The organism is Streptomyces tendae, assembly GCF_008632955.1.
Lineage (GTDB): Bacteria > Actinomycetota > Actinomycetes > Streptomycetales > Streptomycetaceae > Streptomyces.
Map to the genome: position 1 here is coordinate 5116239 of NZ_CP043959.1, position 16932 is coordinate 5133170.

Here is a 16932-nt window from a genome sequence, read left to right on the forward strand (position 1 = left end):
CCGCCGCCGGCCGCGGCGGCTCGCGTCAGTGGGCCGCCGACTCCCAGTCCGGGCCGACACCGACCGAGACGCCCAGGGGCACCCTCAGCTCGACGGCGGACGCCATCTCGCGGCGGACCAGTTCCTCGACCTGGGTGCGCTCACCGGGGGCGAGTTCCAGGACGATTTCGTCGTGGACCTGGAGGAGCATGCGGGAGCGCAGGTCCGCCTCGCGCAGCGCGCGGTCCACGTTCAGCATGGCGATCTTGACGATGTCCGCCGCCGTGCCCTGGATCGGCGCGTTCAGCGCCATCCGCTCCGCCGCCTCGCGGCGCTGACGGTTGTCGCTGTTGAGGTCCGGCAGATAGCGGCGGCGGCCGAACAGGGTCGCCGTGTACCCCGTCGCCCGCGCCTCGTCCACGACGCGGCGCAGATAGTCCCGTACGCCGCCGAAGCGCTCGAAGTAGGCGTCCATCAGCTGGCGCGCCTCCGCCGCCTCGATGTTCAGCTGCTGGGAGAGGCCGAACGCGGACAGCCCGTAGGCCAGGCCGTAGGACATCGCCTTGATCTTGCGGCGCATCTCCGCGTCCACCGCGGACTGCTCGACGGAGAACACCTGGGCCGCGGCCGTGGTGTGCAGGTCCTCGCCGGAGGTGAACGCCTCGGTCAGGCCGGCGTCCTCGGAGAGGTGCGCCATCACGCGCAGCTCGATCTGGCTGTAGTCGGCGGTGAGCAGGGACTCGAAGCCCTCGCCGACCACGAAGCCGCGGCGGATCGCGCGGCCCTCGTCCGTGCGGACCGGGATGTTCTGCAGGTTGGGGTCCGTGGAGGACAGCCGGCCCGTCGCGGCGACGGTCTGGTTGAACGTGGTGTGGATCCGGCCGTCCGCGGCGATCGTCTTGATCAGGCCCTCGACGGTGACCCGCAGCTTGGCCTGCTCACGGTGACGGAGCATGATCACCGGGAGTTCGTTGTCCGTCTGGGCCGCCAGCCAGGCCAGGGCGTCGGCGTCCGTGGTGTAGCCGGTCTTGGTCTTCTTCGTCTTAGGGAGGGCCAGCTCGCCGAAGAGGACCTCCTGCAGCTGCTTGGGCGAGCCCAGGTTGAACTCGTGTCCCGCCGCCGCGTGCGCCTCCTTCACCGCCTGCTGCACGGCACCGGCGAACATCTGCTCCATGGCTTCCAGGTGCGCCCGGTCGGCCGCGATGCCGTGCCGCTCCATGCGGGCGAGCAGGGCCGAGGTGGGCAGCTCCATGTCGCGCAGCAGGTCGGACGCGCCCACGTCCGCCAGGCGGCCCTCGAAGGTCTCGCCCAGGTCGAGGATCGCGCGCGCCTGCACCATCAGCGACTGCGCCTGCGCGCCGTCGTCCGCGCCGAAGGCCAGCTGCCCGTCGGGAGCGGCGGCGGGCGCCAGCTCCCGGTGCAGGTACTCCAGGGACAGCGCGTCCAGGTCGAAGGAGCGGCGGCCCGGCTTGACCAGGTAGGCCGCGAGCGCGGTGTCCATGGTGACGCCCTCGATCACCCAGCCGTGCTCGGCGAAGACCCGCATGGCGCGCTTGGCGTTGTGGAACACCTTGGGCCGGGCGGCGTCGCCGAGCCAGGCGCGCAGCGCCTGCTCGTCGGCCTCGTCCAGCTCGGACGGGTCGAACCAGGCGGCCGGTCCGTCCGCCGTGGCCAGCGCGATCTCGGCGACGGAACCGGTGCCGAGCGCCCAGGTGTCGACGGCGGCGACGCCGAGGGGTCCGGTGCCGTGCTCCGTCAGCCAGCCGGCCAGCTCGCCGGTGCCCAGCACGGTGCCGTCGACCTCCACGCCGTCCGTGACGACGGGGGTGGTGTCGGCCTCCTCGGCGCCCGGGTCGACGGCGAAGAGCCGCTCCCGCAGCGACGGGTTCCTGATCTCCAGGGTGTCGAGGATCATCGCCACGGCCTTGCGGTCGTAGGCGGTGCGCTCCAGGTCGGGCACGCCCTTCGGCAGCTCCACCCGGCGCTCCAGTTCGGTGAGCCGGCGGTTGAGCTTGACGGCCTCCAGGTGGTCGCGGAGGTTCTGCCCGGCCTTGCCCTTGACCTCCTCGACCCGCTCGACCAGCTCGGCGAAGGAACCGAACTGGTTGATCCACTTCGCGGCGGTCTTCTCGCCGACGCCGGGGATGCCGGGCAGGTTGTCCGACGGGTCGCCGCGCAGCGCGGCGAAGTCCGGGTACTGCGCGGGCGTGAGTCCGTACTTCTCGAAGACCTTCTCCGGGGTGAAGCGGGTCAGCTCGGAGACGCCCTTGGTCGGGTACAGCACCGTCACGTGGTCGGAGACCAGCTGGAAGGAGTCCCGGTCGCCGGTGACGATCAGCACGTCGAAGCCCTCGGCCTCGGCCTGGGTGGCGAGGGTGGCGATGACGTCGTCCGCCTCGAAGCCCTCGACGGCGAAGCGCGGCGCGTTCATCGCGTCGAGCAGTTCGCCGATCAGCTCCACCTGGCCCTTGAACTCGTCCGGGGTCTTGGAGCGGTTCGCCTTGTACTCGGTGAACTCCTGGGACCGCCACGTCTTGCGGGACACGTCGAAGGCGACCGCGAAGTGCGTGGGCGCCTCGTCACGCAGGGTGTTGGCGAGCATCGACGCGAAGCCGTAGATCGCGTTCGTCGGCTGGCCCGTCGCGGTGGTGAAGTTCTCCGCGGGCAGCGCGAAGAACGCGCGGTACGCCAGTGAGTGCCCGTCCATGAGCATCAGGCGCGGGCGGGGCCCGCCGGAGGTCTGGTCGGTCTTCTTCGATGCTGTCTCTGCCACAGGTCCGATCCTGCCACGCCCCACTGACACCGGGTGCCGGCGCCGGGGGTCGCGCAGCCCGGCGCTTACGGGATGCCGCCGCGCCCACCCTCCCCCACTCTCGGCTCGGCTCGAGCGGGGGACCCCCATCGCCCTGGGGGCACCTCCCAGGCCCTCAAGGCACTGGGGGAGGCACGACTGCCCGCAGTGGGCAAGACTTGCGCCCACCGCCCACCGCCCACCGCCCACCGCCCACCGCCCGCCACCAGCCGCCCGCCCGGGCCACCGGTGTCGGCGTAGCCGCGTACGGCGGGGAGGGGACGGGGTGGGGGTGGGCGCCCGCAGCGGCCGGCGCGTCCGCACCCTGACCTCTCCGGGCGGCCTCATCGCGCCGGACCGAGGACGACCGCCCCCACCCCGTCCCCGCACACCCACCCACCGCAGGCACGGCGCGCACCCCCACCGGACAGAACCCCGCGCAGCAGACGTCGGACGCTCCCCACCCCTACCCCCACCCCACCCCCACCGGACCGCACCGTAGGCCCCGCCCCTCCCCGTGCGAGGATCGGAGAGATCCACCTCACACGTGTGCGTGAACAGGAGTGCGCGATGGCAACGAAGCCGCCCCAGGGTGACCCGGTTCAGGACGCGCCGCAGGTGGCCGAGCGGAAACGGGCGGCCGCCGGACTTCCCGCGATCGGCCACACGCTGCGCATGGCCCACCAGCAGATGGGTGTGAGGCGCACGGCGCTGACGCTGCTCAGCGTGAACCAGAAGGACGGCTTCGACTGCCCGGGCTGCGCCTGGCCCGAGCCGGAGCACCGGCACAAGGCGGAGTTCTGCGAGAACGGCGCGAAGGCGGTGGCCGAGGAGGCCACGCTGCGCCGGGTCACCCCGGAGTTCTTCACCGCGCACCCGGTGTCCGACCTGGCCCGCCGCAGCGGCTACTGGCTGGGGCAGCAGGGCAGGCTGACCCACCCCATGTACCTCCCGGAGGGGGCCGACCACTACGAGCCGGTGAGCTGGGAGCGCGCCTTCGACATCGTCGCCGAGGAGCTGACCGCGCTGTCGTCCCCCGACGAGGCCGTCTTCTACACCTCGGGCCGCACCAGCAACGAGGCCGCGTTCCTCTACCAGCTCTTCGCGCGCAAGCTGGGGACGAACAACCTGCCCGACTGCTCCAACATGTGCCATGAGTCGTCCGGCTCGGCGCTCTCCGAGACGATCGGCGTCGGCAAGGGCAGCGTCCTGCTGGAGGACCTGTACCAGGCGGACCTGATCGTGGTCGCCGGGCAGAACCCGGGCACGAACCACCCGCGCATGCTGTCCGCCCTGGAGAAGGCCAAGGCGAACGGCGCGCGCGTGGTGAGCGTCAACCCGCTGCCCGAGGCGGGCCTGGAGCGCTTCAAGAACCCGCAGACGCCCAAGGGCCTCACCGCCGGCACCACGCTGACCGACCTGTTCCTGCAGATCCGCATCGGTGGCGACCAAGCCCTCTTCCGTCTCCTCAACAAGCTGATCCTGGACACTCCGGGCGCGGTCGACGAGGAGTTCGTCCGCGAACACACCCACGGCTTCGAGGAGTTCGCCGAGGCGGCGCGCGCCGCCGACTGGGACCCGACGCTCACCGCGACCGGTCTGGCGCGCGAGGACGTCGAGCGGTTCCTGCGGATGGTCCTGGAGTCGGAGCGGATCGTCGTCTGCTGGGCGATGGGCCTGACCCAGCACAAGCACTCGGTACCGATGATCCGCGAGATCGTGAACTTCCTGCTGCTGCGGGGCAACATCGGCCGCCCGGGCGCGGGCGTGTGTCCGGTGCGCGGTCACTCCAACGTGCAGGGCGACCGCACCATGGGCATCTTCGAGCGGCCCGCGCCGGCGTTCCTGGACGCCCTGGAGCGGGAGTTCGGCTTCGCTCCGCCGCGCGAGCACGGCTACGACGTCGTACGGGCGATCCGCGCGCTGCGTGACGCCGAGGCGAAGGTGTTCTTCGCGATGGGCGGCAACTTCGTCTCCGCCTCCCCCGACACGGAGGTCACCGAGGCCGCGATGCGCCGGGCCCGGCTGACGGTGCACGTGTCGACGAAGCTGAACCGCTCGCACGCGGTCACGGGGGCGCGCGCCCTGATCCTGCCGACGCTGGGCCGCACCGAGCGCGATCTGCAGGCGGGTGGCGAGCAGTTCGTGACGGTGGAGGACTCCATGGGCATGGTGCACGCCTCGCGCGGGCGCCTCGAACCGGCGAGCCGGCACCTGCTGTCGGAGCCGGCGATCGTGTGCCGGCTGGCCCGCCGCGTCCTGGGCGCGGAGGACGAGGTGCCGTGGGAGGAGTTCGAGAAGGACTACCGCATCGCGCGGTTCGGGACTTCAACGCGCGCGTCGCGTCGGGGATTCGCGCTGCCGCACGCCCGCGCGCGTGGCGCGTCCCGGGGCTTCGCGCTGCCGCACGCCCCGCGCGACGAGCGTCGCTTCCCCACCGCCACGGGCAAGGCCAACTTCACCGCGGCGCCGGTCGAGCACCCGCACCTGCCCGAGGGGCGGCTGCTGCTGCAGACGCTGCGCTCGCACGACCAGTACAACACCACGATCTACGGTCTCGACGACCGTTACCGGGGCATCAGGAACGGCCGACGGGTGGTGCTGGTGAACCCGGAGGACGCGCGGGAGCTGGAGCTGGCGGACGGCGCCTACGTCGACCTGGTCGGCGAGTGGAAGGACGGCGTGGAGCGCAGGGCGCCCGGTTTCCGGGTCGTGCACTACCCGACGGCCCGGGGCTGCGCCGCCGCGTACTACCCGGAGACCAACGTGCTGGTGCCGCTGGACGCCACCGCGGACACCTCCAACACCCCGGCCAGCAAGTCGGTCGTGGTGCGTCTGGAACAATCGGCGACCGACTGAGCGTTCGCTCAGCACACAGACGTACCGACGTACCGACGCACGACGATTGGAGCCGGGCCCATGGGAGAGCCGCAGCAGGTGAAGTTCCCGCAGGAGGTCATCGACGAGTACGCCGCGCTCGGTGTGGACCTCCGGGCGCTGTTCTCGGCGGGCCACCTGGGCACGAGGATGGGCGTGCAGATCACGGAGGCGTCGGCGGAGCGCGTCGTCGGGACGATGCCGGTGGAGGGCAACACCCAGCCCTACGGCCTGCTGCACGGCGGCGCGTCCGCCGTGCTGGCGGAGACGCTGGGGTCGGTGGGTTCGATGCTGCACGGCGGGGTGACCAAGATCGCGGTCGGGGTGGACCTCAACTGCACGCACCACCGCGGCGCCCGCTCCGGTCTGGTCACGGGGGTCGCCACCCCGGTGCACCGGGGGCGGTCCACGGCGACGTACGAGATCGTGATCACCGACGAGGCGGACAAGCGGGTGTGCACCGCCCGGCTGACCTGCCTGCTGCGGGACGTGCGGCCCGGCGACGCGGAGAAGGCCGCCGGCTGACGGCGACGCGGAACAGGCCGCCTGTTGACGGGGGTTGGCGATGCGGGGGGCGCGGTGCCAGGCACGGCGCCCCCGTCACCACGCACCGCGCCCCCGCGACCCGCACCGGCCGCCCCGCACGCACCGCTCCCCGTGACCCCCTGCCGCACCGCGCCCGTCGCCGCCATTGCCTGCGGCCGGCGGGCGCCTTAGCGTTCGGGGCATGGGACGGTGCAGCACCTCTCGGCCGGGGGCGTTCGGTGTGCCTGTGCTGGCCGCGCTCGCGGCGGGCCTGACGGTGGCCGTGGCCGGGTGCGGCGCGGCGGGCCCGGGCGAGGCTCACGGCACCCCCTCGGCGACGCCCGGCCCCGCGTCACCGTCACCCCGGGTGACGTCCGACGTGGACCTGTGCGTGAACATCGTCGGCCACTGGTCGCGCGAGGTGCTCGACGGCCGCGGGTACGGCGACTACCAGTCCATGGGGATGTCCGGCGGCCAGTACGAGATCCTGCGCGAGGTGGTGGACGCCGCCCGGGCCGCCCGGCGCCAAGGGACGGACGACGCCGACGCGTTGATCGACCGTCAGGCGCGCCAGGGATGCGAGGCGTGGTACCGGGGCGGCGGGCCCGGCGAGAGGCCCTGGCGATGAGCGGGAGCGGGGTCGGCCCCGTGGAGCCGGAGGGGGACACGCACGTCCGGGACACGGACCCCGCCCCCGACGCCCGGCACGTGTTCCTCCCGCGCTGGTCGCCCCGGCGCCGCAGGACCGTGGCCGGCGCCTTTCTCGCCGCGGCAGTCCTGGCGGGCGGCACGTCCCTGTACCTCACGCGGCCGCGCCCCGAGCCGCCTCCCGACCCCCCGTTTCCGAGCCAGGTGACCGCCTTCACGTACCTGGACATGCAGGTCAGAGGCTCGCAGGGGACGGCGCGAACTTTTGAGTTCACAATACAAACATTCATGGAATCCGGCCCTCCGGTGACCGTTCTGCGCATTTCCCAGCCCTACGCGGGCCTGACTCTCACCACCGCCCCGACCATCCCTTTCGGGGTGAAAAGCGGATCGCCACGCAAGATCACCGTGACCGCGGAGGTGACGGAATGCGGGAAAGTGCCACGGAACGCCGGACTCCCTTTCCTGGATGTAACACTGCGTAACACGCACGCAAAGGAGGTGCACAGCTTCATCCTGGGAGCCCGGTACGCACAGGACCTCTCCCGGGCCCTGCAGGTAGCCTGCAGCAACGAATTCCGGTAATCAGCAAAACGCCTGATACACCTGAACCGCCCCCACCGAGTCCTGCGGTTTCTCACCATGCGGACAGGGCAAAACGGCGGGAATTCTGCTCTTCCCCCCACTCAGTACCGCTCTGCAATACGTCGTGTCATAACAAGAGCGTCACAGCCTTGGCCAGAGTCTCCTCCGCATTCCCCACACACGCTTAGAGTCACGGCCAGTCACCGCGCCGCCTGATTCTCACTCGGCCCAGCGCTCGACTCGGCCGTTTCCACCGGGAAGCGGCTGTCAGGGGAAAGGACTGGATCGTGCGTCAACGTTCGCTCATCGCCATCACCGCCGCCCTGGCGGCGGGTGCACTCACCCTCACCGCCTGCGGCTCACGCGACGACGACGGCGGCGGCAGCTCGGACTCCGGCAACGGTGGCACCACCGTGGTCATCGGCGTCGACGCGCCGCTGACCGGTGACCTCTCCGCGCTCGGCCTCGGCATCAAGAACTCCGTGGACCTCGCCGCGAAGACCGCCAACAAGGAGAAGTACGTCGAGGGCGTCACCTTCAAGATCGAGGCCCTCGACGACCAGGGCCAGGCCTCCGTCGGCCAGCAGAACGCCACCAAGCTCGTCGCCAACAAGGACGTGCTCGGTGTCGTCGGCCCGCTGAACTCCTCCGTCGGCGAGTCGATGCAGAAGGTCTTCGACACCGCCAAGCTCGTCGAGGTCTCCCCGGCCAACACCAACCCCGCCCTCACCCAGGGTGTGAACTGGGCCAAGGAGAAGACCCGGCCGTACAAGTCGTACTTCCGCACCGCGACCACGGACGCCATCCAGGGCCCGTTCGCCGCGCAGTACGTCTACAACGACGCCAAGAAGAAGAAGGTCTTCGTCATCGACGACAAGAAGACCTACGGCGCCGGTCTGGCCGCCACCTTCACCGAGGAGTTCAAGAAGCTCGGCGGCCAGGTCGTCGGCACCGAGCACATCAACCCGGAGAGCAAGGACTTCAGCGCCGTCGCGACGAAGGTCAAGAACTCCGGCGCCGACGTCGTCTACTACGGCGGCGAGTACCCGCAGGCCGGCCCGCTGAGCAAGCAGATCAAGGAAGCCGGAGCCAAGATCCCGCTGGTCGGCGGTGACGGCATCTACAGCGCCGACTTCATCAAGCTGTCCGGCGCCGCCGGCACCGGCGACCTCGCCACCTCCGTCGGCGCGCCCGTCGAGACGCTGCCGTCCGCCAAGGAGTTCGTCGCCAACTACAAGGCCGAGGGCTACAAGGAGGCCTACGAGGCCTACGGCGGCTACTCCTACGACTCCGCCTGGGCGATCATCGAGGCCGTCAAGAAGGTCGTCGAGGACAACGACGGCAAGCTCCCCGACGACGCCCGCTCCAAGGTCGTCGACGCCATGCAGAACGTCTCCTTCGACGGCGTGACCGGCAAGGTCTCCTTCGACGAGTTCGGTGACGCGACCAACAAGCAGCTCACCGTCTACACCGTCAAGGGCGGCGACTGGGCCACGGTCAAGTCCGGCACCTTCACCGGCTGATCACCCCCGCACCACTCACACGGGCCGCGCGGGGCGCTGTTCCACTGGCGCCCCGCGCGGACCCGGTTCCGGCCCATCCGTCGAACATTCCGAAAGTCTCGGAGGACATGCGGTGAACGAACTGCCGCAGCAGCTGGTCAACGGCCTGCTACTGGGATCCATGTACGGCCTGGTCGCCATCGGCTACACAATGGTCTACGGCATTGTCCAGCTCATCAACTTCGCCCACGGCGAGATCTTCATGGTCGGCGCCTTCGGCGCCATCACCGTGCACCTGTACGTCTTGCCCGACGGCACCTCCATGTGGGTCGCCCTGCCGCTGATGCTGCTCGGCGCCATGATCGTCTCGGTGCTGGTCGCCATCGGAGCGGAACGGTTCGCCTACCGCCCGCTGCGCGGCGCCCCCCGTCTGGCCCCGCTCATCACCGCCATCGGACTCTCCCTCGCGCTCCAGCAGGCCGTCTGGGCCTTCTACCCCGAGGCCAAGTCCAAGCTGCCCTTCCCCCAGATCGAGGGCGGCCCCTTCAGCATCGGCGGCGCCACCATCCAGACCGGTGACATCTTCCTGCTCGTCGCCGCGCCCATCAGCATGGCCTTCCTGGCCTACTTCGTGATGCGCACCCGCACCGGCCGCGGCATGCAGGCCACCGCGCAGGACCCGGACACCGCCAAGCTCATGGGCGTCAACACCGACCGCATCATCGTGATCGCGTTCGCCCTCGGCGCCGTCTTCGCCGCCGTCGGCGGCGTCGCCAGCGGTCTGAAGTACGGCCAGATCGACTTCAAGATGGGCTTCATCCTCGGCCTCAAGGCCTTCACCGCGGCAGTGCTCGGCGGCATCGGCAACATCTACGGGGCCATGATCGGCGGTGTGGTCCTCGGCGTCGTCGAGACCCTGGCCACCGCCTACATCGCGGACATCCCCGGCCTGGACAAGTTCGGCAGCCAGTCCTGGGCCGAGGTCTGGGCCTTCATCCTCCTCATCCTCGTGCTCCTGTTCCGGCCACAGGGCCTGCTCGGCGAGCGCGTTGCGGACAGGGCGTGACACCGATGACCACACAGACCACCGCATCCAAGACCGTGGCCGCACCCGCCCCGGGCACCCCCTCCGGGCTCATCGGCATCCCCGCCCACCTCGGCCGCGCCCTCGCCACCGGCGGCAGCGTCCTCGCCGTCGTCTCGACCTTCCTCGCCTGGACCTGGACCGCCGAGTTCCCCGGCGACCTCACCGTCTACGGCTACCCCGGCGGACTGCAGGTCCTGGTCCTCGTCGGCGGCGCCCTCGCCACGCTGTTCTGCCTCGCCTCCTACGGCGTCAAGGGACTGGGCTGGCTCACCCCGGCCGGCGCCGACGCGGCCGTGAAGTACGCCGTCCTCGGCACCTTCGCCACCGCCTGGTACACCGTCGTCTCCATCAGCACCGAACTCGGCGGTGTCGTCAACCTCGAGCCCGGCGGCTACCTCGTCGCCGCCGCCACGCTCATAGCCCTCCTCGGCGCCCTGGCCCTCCCCTTCGAGCGGCCCGAGCCCGACCCGATCGACCCCGACGAGACCGGCTGGGAGCAGTTCAAGCACGACGCCGGCCACGCCATGGCCGTGCTCCGCGCCGCCTTCTCATCCGGCAGCCCACGCCCCGTGCGCACCCTGCCGTCCTACGCCGAGATCCTCGTCATCGTCGGCATCCTGGCGCTCGCCCTGGTCGTCTTCACCTACGGCATCGGCACCGAGTACGACGAGCTGTTCGTCGGCTTCCTGATCACCGCCGGCTTCGGCTTCAGCGCGCTGAACCGTTCCGGCCTGATCGCCCACGCCTCCCAGATCAGCGCACGCCACCAGAACATCACCGTCTGCGGCGCGTTCATCGCGGCGGCGGCGTTCCCCTTCACCCAGACCGACGACCAGTACGCCACCCTCGGCGTCTACATCCTCATCTTCGCCACCGTCGCCCTGGGCCTGAACATCGTCGTCGGCCTCGCCGGCCTGCTCGACCTCGGCTACGTCGCCTTCCTCGGCGTCGGCGCCTACGCGGCCGCGCTCGTCTCCGGCTCCCCCAGCTCGCCGTTCGGCGTGCACTTCCCCTTCTGGGCCGCCGTGCTCGTCGGCGCCGCCGCCTCCCTGATCTTCGGTGTGCTGATCGGCGCGCCGACACTCCGGCTGCGCGGCGACTACCTCGCCATCGTCACCCTCGGCTTCGGTGAGATCTTCCGCATCGCCGTCAACAACACCGACGGCACCTCCGGACCGGACCTCACCAACGGCTCCAACGGCATCGCGTCCATCCCGGACCTGAACATCCTCGGCTTCGACCTCGGCATCCAGCACGACATCGCGGGCTTCACCATCGGCCGGTTCGCGAACTACTTCTTCCTGATGCTGGTCATCACGGCCGTCGTCGTCCTCGTCTTCCGGCGCAGCGGCGACTCCCGCATCGGCCGCGCCTGGGTCGCCATCCGCGAGGACGAGACCGCCGCCCTCGCCATGGGCATCAACGGCTTCCGGGTGAAGCTCATCGCCTTCGCCGTGGGCGCCACCCTCGCCGGCCTCGCCGGAACGGTGCAGGCACACGTCACCTACACCGTGACCCCCGAGCAGTACCTGTTCGCCGGCACCACCCCGCCCAACTCCGCCTTCCTGCTCGCCGCGGTCGTGCTCGGCGGCATGGGCACCATCGCCGGACCCCTCATCGGGGCCGCGCTGCTCTTCCTGATCCCCAACAAGCTCCAGTTCCTGGGCGACTACCAGCTCCTCGCGTTCGGTCTCGCGCTCGTCCTGCTGATGCGCTTCCGCCCCGAGGGCCTCATCCCCAACCGCCGCCGCCAGCTGGAGTTCCACGAAGAGGCCGACGCGCCCACAGTCCTGAGCAAGACGGGGGCCTGACCACCATGACCACCGACACCACCACCAAGGACACCGCCGCGGGCGCGTCCGACCCCGGCAGCGTCGTCCTCGACGCCCGCGGCGTCACCATGCGGTTCGGCGGCCTCACCGCCGTCCGGGACGTCGACCTCACCGTCCGCAGCGGCGAGATCGTCGGTCTCATCGGCCCCAACGGCGCCGGCAAGACCACCTTCTTCAACTGCCTCACCGGGCTGTACATCCCGACCGAGGGCGAGGTCCGCTACCGGGACAAGGTGCTGCCGCCCAAGTCCTTCAAGGTGACCGCCGCCGGCATCGCCCGCACCTTCCAGAACATCCGGCTGTTCGCCAACATGACGGTCCTGGAGAACGTGCTCGTCGGGCGGCACACCCGCACCAAGGAGGGCTTCTGGTCCGCCGTCCTGCGCGGACCCGGCTTCCACAAGGCCGAGGCCGCCTCCCGCGCCCGGGCCATGGAACTGCTGGAGTTCGTCGGCCTCGCCGACAAGGCCGACCACCTCGCGCGCAACCTCCCCTACGGCGAACAGCGCAAGCTGGAGATCGCCCGCGCCCTCGCCAGCGAGCCGGGGCTGCTGCTCCTCGACGAGCCCACCGCGGGCATGAACCCCCAGGAGACCCGGGCGGCCGAGGAACTCATCTTCGCCATCCGCGACCAGGGCACCGCGGTCCTCGTGATCGAGCACGACATGCGGTTCATCTTCAACCTCTGCGACCGGGTCGCCGTGCTCGTCCAGGGAGAGAAGCTGATCGAGGGCGACCCCGCGACCGTCCAGGGCGACGAGCGCGTGATCGCCGCGTACATCGGGGAGCCCCTCGCGGACGACCCCGGTGCCGCGGAGGTCGCCGAGGTCGAGGCCGCCGAGGCGGCGGCCCAGGCGGCAGGCCGGCCCCAGGCGCCCGCCGGCACGGCCGGCACCGGGCCGGCGGACGCCGGCACGGACGCCGCCGAGGCGGACGCCGAAGCGAGCGCCGACGCCGACACGGACGCCGAGACAGGAGCACAGGCGCAGACGGAGGCCGAGGCCACCACCGACGCCGCGCCCGGCAAGGAGAACGACCGATGACCGCACTCCTCGAGGTCGAGGACCTGAAAGTCGCCTACGGCAAGATCCAGGCCGTCAAGGGCATCTCGTTCAGCGTCGAGGCCGGCGAAGTGGTCACCCTCATCGGCACCAACGGCGCCGGCAAGACCACCACCCTGCGCACGCTCTCCGGGCTCCTCAAGCCGGTCGGCGGCCAGATCAAGTTCAACGGCCGGTCGCTGAAGAAGATCCCCGCCCACAAGATCGTCTCTCTCGGGCTCGCCCACTCCCCCGAGGGGCGGCACATCTTCCCGCGCATGACGATCGAGGACAACCTGCGCCTCGGTGCCTTCCTGCGCAGCGACAAGACGGGCATCGAGCAGGACATCCAGCGCGCCTACGACCTCTTCCCCATCCTCGGGGAACGCCGCAAGCAGGCCGCCGGCACCCTCTCCGGCGGTGAGCAGCAGATGCTCGCCATGGGCAGGGCCCTGATGTCCCGGCCGCAGCTCCTCATGCTCGACGAGCCCTCCATGGGTCTGTCGCCGATCATGATGCAGAAGATCATGGCGACCATCGCCGAGCTGAAGTCCCAGGGCACCACCATCCTGCTCGTCGAGCAGAACGCCCAGGCCGCCCTCTCGCTGGCCGACCACGGCCACGTCATGGAGGTCGGCAACATCGTCCTGTCCGGCACCGGCCGGGACCTCCTCCACGACGAGTCGGTCCGCAAGGCCTACCTCGGCGAGGACTGAGCCGCACGACGAAGGTCCGCGCCCCCCGCCGTGGGGGGGCGCGGACCTTCGTCGTCGTCCACCGGCCGGTGCTAACCCTTCGCGGCCTTCTTCTCCTCGGCGTCGTCGATGACCGCCTGCGCGACCTGCTGCATCGACATCCGCCGGTCCATCGACGTCTTCTGGATCCACCGGAACGCCGCCGGCTCCGTCAGCCCGTACTGCGTCTGCAGCACCGACTTGGCGCGGTCCACCAGCTTGCGCGTCTCCAGACGCTGGCTCAGGTCGGCGACCTCGCGCTCCAGCTCCTTCAGCTCCGTGAACCGCGACACCGCCATCTCGATCGCGGGCACCACGTCGCTCTTGCTGAACGGCTTGACCAGGTACGCCATCGCACCCGCGTCCCGGGCCCGCTCCACCAGGTCGCGCTGCGAGAACGCGGTCAGCATCAGCACCGGGGCGATGGACTCCTCGGCGATCTTCTCGGCCGCGGAGATGCCGTCCAGCTTAGGCATCTTGACGTCTAGGATCACCAGGTCGGGGCGGTGCTCGCGCGCCAGCTCGACGGCCTGCTCACCGTCGCCGGCCTCGCCGACGACCGTGTACCCCTCCTCCTCGAGCATCTCTTTGAGATCGAGCCGGATCAGTGCCTCGTCCTCGGCGATGACGACGCGGGTCGTCATCGGCGGCACGTGCGACTTGTCGTCGTCGGGCACGTCTGCGGGCTGGGGCGACTCGGGGGCGCTCAACGTGGGCTCCTTGGTGCGAGGCAGAACTCTGCTGCCAAGAGCCTACCTAGCTGCGGTAAGGTAGGGGCGCGAGGGGGCGCCGCACCCCTTGCTTTCGAAGGCCCCAGTACTCCAACTGGTTAGAGAGGCCGCTCTCAAACAGCGGACAGTGTGGGTTCGAATCCCACCTGGGGCACTTTTTCCTTCGATCTCAAGGCTGACACGGATAGCGGATTTCCCCGTTCGCCTGAATCCCGCTGTTTCACCGGGTCCGGATGCGACTCTCCGGCGATCGTGGCCCTATGTACGACATCAGCACCCGCAGACGTGCTCTGGCACTGGTGGATCAGGGCCGCAGTGTGAGTTCCGTGAGCCGGGAGACCGGGATTTCGCGCTCCGCGCTCCGTGCTTGGCGGAACCGTCCGGACGCCACCCCCACCCCGGAATCTCACCACCTCGGTCCCCCCGCCTGTGAACGCGCGTACGCGTACCTGCTGGGCCTCTACCTGGGCGACGGATGCATCAGCGCCCACCCGCGCGGTGGCCATTACCTGCGGATCGCCTGCGCGGACGCGTGGCCCGGCCTCATCGACGAGTGCCGTGAGGCCATCACCAGGGTGCGCCCGGGCGCGAAGGTCTCTCTCGTACCGAAGCAGGGCTGCCGGATGGTGACGAGTTATTCGCGGCACTGGCCCGCGCTGTTCCCCAGCACGGGCCCGGGAAGAAGCACGTGCGTGACATCGTGCTCGCGGGCTGGCAGCAGACGATTGTCGACGCCCACCCGTGGGAGTTCATCCGTGGCCTGATCCATTCGGACGGCTGCCGCACCGTCAATTGGGCGACTCGGGTGGTGGCCGGTGAGCGCAGATGCCACACGTACCCGCGGTACTTCTTCACCAATCTGTCGGCCGACATCACCGGTCTTTTCACCTCCGCACTCGACCGGGTGGGCGTCGAATGGGCCTGGGCCGGGACCCGGAACATCTCCATCGCCCGCAAGGCGTCCGTCGCCCTCATGGATCTCCACGTGGGCCCCAAGTACTGACCGGGGCCCGGTGCCGTCACTTCGGGCTGTCGTCCTCGCCGATGTGGTGGACGCGGACCAGGTTGGTGGAGCCGGAGACACCGGGCGGGGAGCCGGCGGTGATGACGACCGTGTCGCCCTCGGCGCAGCGGGCGTACCTCAGGAGCAGTTCGTCGACCTGGTCGACCATCGCGTCCGTGGAGTCCACGTGCGGGCCCAGGAAGGTCTCGACGCCCCAGGTGAGGGTGAGCTGGGAGCGGGTGGCCGGGTCGGGGGTGAAGGCGAGGAGGGGGATGGGGGAGCGGTAGCGGGAGAGGCGGCGGGCGGTGTCGCCCGACTGGGTGAAGGCGACGAGGAAGCGGGCGCCGAGGAAGTCGCCCATCTCCGCGGCCGCGCGGGCGACCGCGCCGCCCTGGGTGCGGGGTTTGTTGTGTTCGGTCAGCGGCGGCAGGCCGCGGGCGAGGATGTCCTCCTCGGCGGCCTCGACGATGCGGGCCATGGTGCGGACGGTCTCGATCGCGTGCTTGCCGACGCTGGTCTCGCCGGAGAGCATGACGGCGTCGGTGCCGTCGATGACGGCGTTGGCGACGTCGGAGGCCTCGGCGCGGGTGGGCCGGGCGTTGTCGATCATCGAGTCGAGCATCTGGGTGGCGACGATGACCGGCTTGGCGTTGCGCCGGGCGAGCTTGACGGCGCGCTTCTGGACGATCGGTACCTGTTCGAGGGGCATCTCGACGCCGAGGTCGCCGCGGGCGACCATGATGCCGTCGAAGGCGGCGACGATCTCGTCGAGGTTGTCGACGGCCTGGGGCTTTTCGATCTTGGCGATGACGGGGAGCCGGCGGCCTTCCTCCTCCATGATGCGGTGGACGTCCTTGACGTCGCGTCCGCTGCGGACGAAGGAGAGGGCGACGACGTCGAATCCGGTGCGCAGCGCCCAGCGCAGGTCGTCCTCGTCCTTCTTGGAGAGGGCGGGGACGGAGACGGCGACGCCGGGGAGGTTGAGGCCCTTGTGGTCGGAGACGACGCCGCCCTCGACGACGGTGGTGCGTACGCGGGGGCCGTCGACGGCGGTGACCTCGAGGGTGACCCTGCCGTCGTCGACGAGGATGCGTTCGCCCGGGGTGACGTCGTCGGCGAGGCCGGCGTGGGTGGTGCCGCAGAGGTGGCGGTCGCCTTCGACGCCGTCCTCGACGCTGACGGTGAAGGTGTCGCCGCGTTCGAGGAGTACCGGGCCTTCGGCGAAGCGGCCCAGGCGGATTTTCGGGCCTTGAAGGTCGGCGAGGAGGCCGACGCTGCGGCCGGTCTCGTCGGCGGCCTTGCGCACCCTTCGGTAGCGCTCCTCGTGCTCGGCGTGCTCGCCGTGGCTGAGGTTGAAGCGGGCCACGTCCATTCCGGCGTCGACCAGGTCCTTGATCTGGTCGTACGTGTCCGTCGCGGGCCCGAGGGTGCAGACGATTTTCGCTCGGCGCATGGTGCGACCCTAGGCCCTACTTGCCGGTAGTGATTTGGTGGCGCGTGACCACCCAACGGCGTGTGGGTGAAGGGCTTTTGACAAGTGTTGAAGTGTGCGCGGGGCCGCTCCGATGAGCGTGCGGGGTGCCGGTCACCGGATCGCA

11 protein-coding genes, 1 tRNA gene and 1 pseudogene are annotated in these 16932 nt (G+C 70.4%); 10 read left to right on the forward strand and 3 right to left on the reverse strand.

Annotated elements, in window-relative coordinates; genetic code table 11:
- Positions 1-25: 25 nt before the first annotated feature.
- On the reverse strand, positions 26-2752 hold the full coding sequence (gene polA, locus F3L20_RS23585) for a DNA polymerase I (protein ID WP_150156060.1): 2727 nt from the start codon (positions 2750-2752) through the stop codon (positions 26-28).
- Between the two features lie 588 nt (positions 2753-3340).
- On the opposite strand from polA, the gene F3L20_RS23590 reads away from it, so the two are divergent.
- From F3L20_RS23590 to F3L20_RS23630, 8 genes are all read left to right on the forward strand, one after another.
- Positions 3341-5629 (forward strand): FdhF/YdeP family oxidoreductase, encoded by a 2289-nt coding sequence (locus F3L20_RS23590; protein WP_150156061.1) that lies wholly within the window; start codon positions 3341-3343, stop codon positions 5627-5629.
- 60 nt (positions 5630-5689) lie between these two features.
- The gene (locus F3L20_RS23595) at positions 5690-6172 is read left to right on the forward strand and encodes a PaaI family thioesterase (protein WP_145825231.1); all 483 of its coding nucleotides are present in this window, start codon (positions 5690-5692) and stop codon (positions 6170-6172) included.
- 202 nt (positions 6173-6374) lie between these two features.
- Positions 6375-6800 (forward strand): hypothetical protein, encoded by a 426-nt coding sequence (locus F3L20_RS23600; protein WP_150156062.1) that lies wholly within the window; start codon positions 6375-6377, stop codon positions 6798-6800.
- Positions 6801-7692: 892 nt separating this feature from the next.
- Entirely contained in the window at positions 7693-8928 is a 1236-nt protein-coding gene (locus tag F3L20_RS23610; protein ID WP_150156064.1) for a branched-chain amino acid ABC transporter substrate-binding protein, read from the forward strand.
- Between the two features lie 112 nt (positions 8929-9040).
- Positions 9041-9973 (forward strand): branched-chain amino acid ABC transporter permease, encoded by a 933-nt coding sequence (locus F3L20_RS23615; RefSeq protein ID WP_150156065.1) that lies wholly within the window; start codon positions 9041-9043, stop codon positions 9971-9973.
- 5 nt (positions 9974-9978) lie between these two features.
- A complete protein-coding gene (locus tag F3L20_RS23620; protein WP_150156066.1) occupies positions 9979-11805 on the forward strand; it encodes a branched-chain amino acid ABC transporter permease in 1827 nt (608 codons plus the stop codon).
- 5 nt (positions 11806-11810) lie between these two features.
- Positions 11811-12869, forward strand: coding sequence for an ABC transporter ATP-binding protein (locus F3L20_RS23625; protein WP_150156067.1), 1059 nt, complete (start codon positions 11811-11813; stop codon positions 12867-12869).
- Positions 12866-13582, forward strand: a complete 717-nt coding sequence (locus F3L20_RS23630) for an ABC transporter ATP-binding protein (RefSeq protein WP_145825238.1) — start codon at positions 12866-12868, stop codon at positions 13580-13582. Before F3L20_RS23625 ends, F3L20_RS23630 begins: the two co-directional genes overlap by 4 nt.
- A gap of 71 nt (positions 13583-13653) precedes the next feature.
- On the opposite strand, the gene F3L20_RS23635 is transcribed toward F3L20_RS23630, so the two are convergent.
- Positions 13654-14310: an ANTAR domain-containing response regulator gene (locus F3L20_RS23635; RefSeq protein ID WP_145825239.1), complete on the reverse strand. Its 657-nt coding sequence runs from the start codon at positions 14308-14310 to the stop codon at positions 13654-13656.
- Between the two features lie 100 nt (positions 14311-14410).
- Here F3L20_RS23635 and F3L20_RS23640 point away from each other — a divergent pair.
- Both F3L20_RS23640 and F3L20_RS23645 read left to right on the forward strand, forming a co-directional pair.
- A tRNA-Leu gene (locus F3L20_RS23640) sits at positions 14411-14485 on the forward strand.
- 106 nt (positions 14486-14591) lie between these two features.
- Positions 14592-15334 (forward strand): annotated as a pseudogene (locus F3L20_RS23645) (transposase).
- Positions 15335-15350: 16 nt separating this feature from the next.
- Here F3L20_RS23645 and pyk read toward each other — a convergent pair.
- A complete protein-coding gene (gene pyk, locus F3L20_RS23650) occupies positions 15351-16787 on the reverse strand; it encodes a pyruvate kinase (protein WP_150156068.1) in 1437 nt (478 codons plus the stop codon).
- Between the last annotated feature and the right edge of the window lie 145 nt (positions 16788-16932).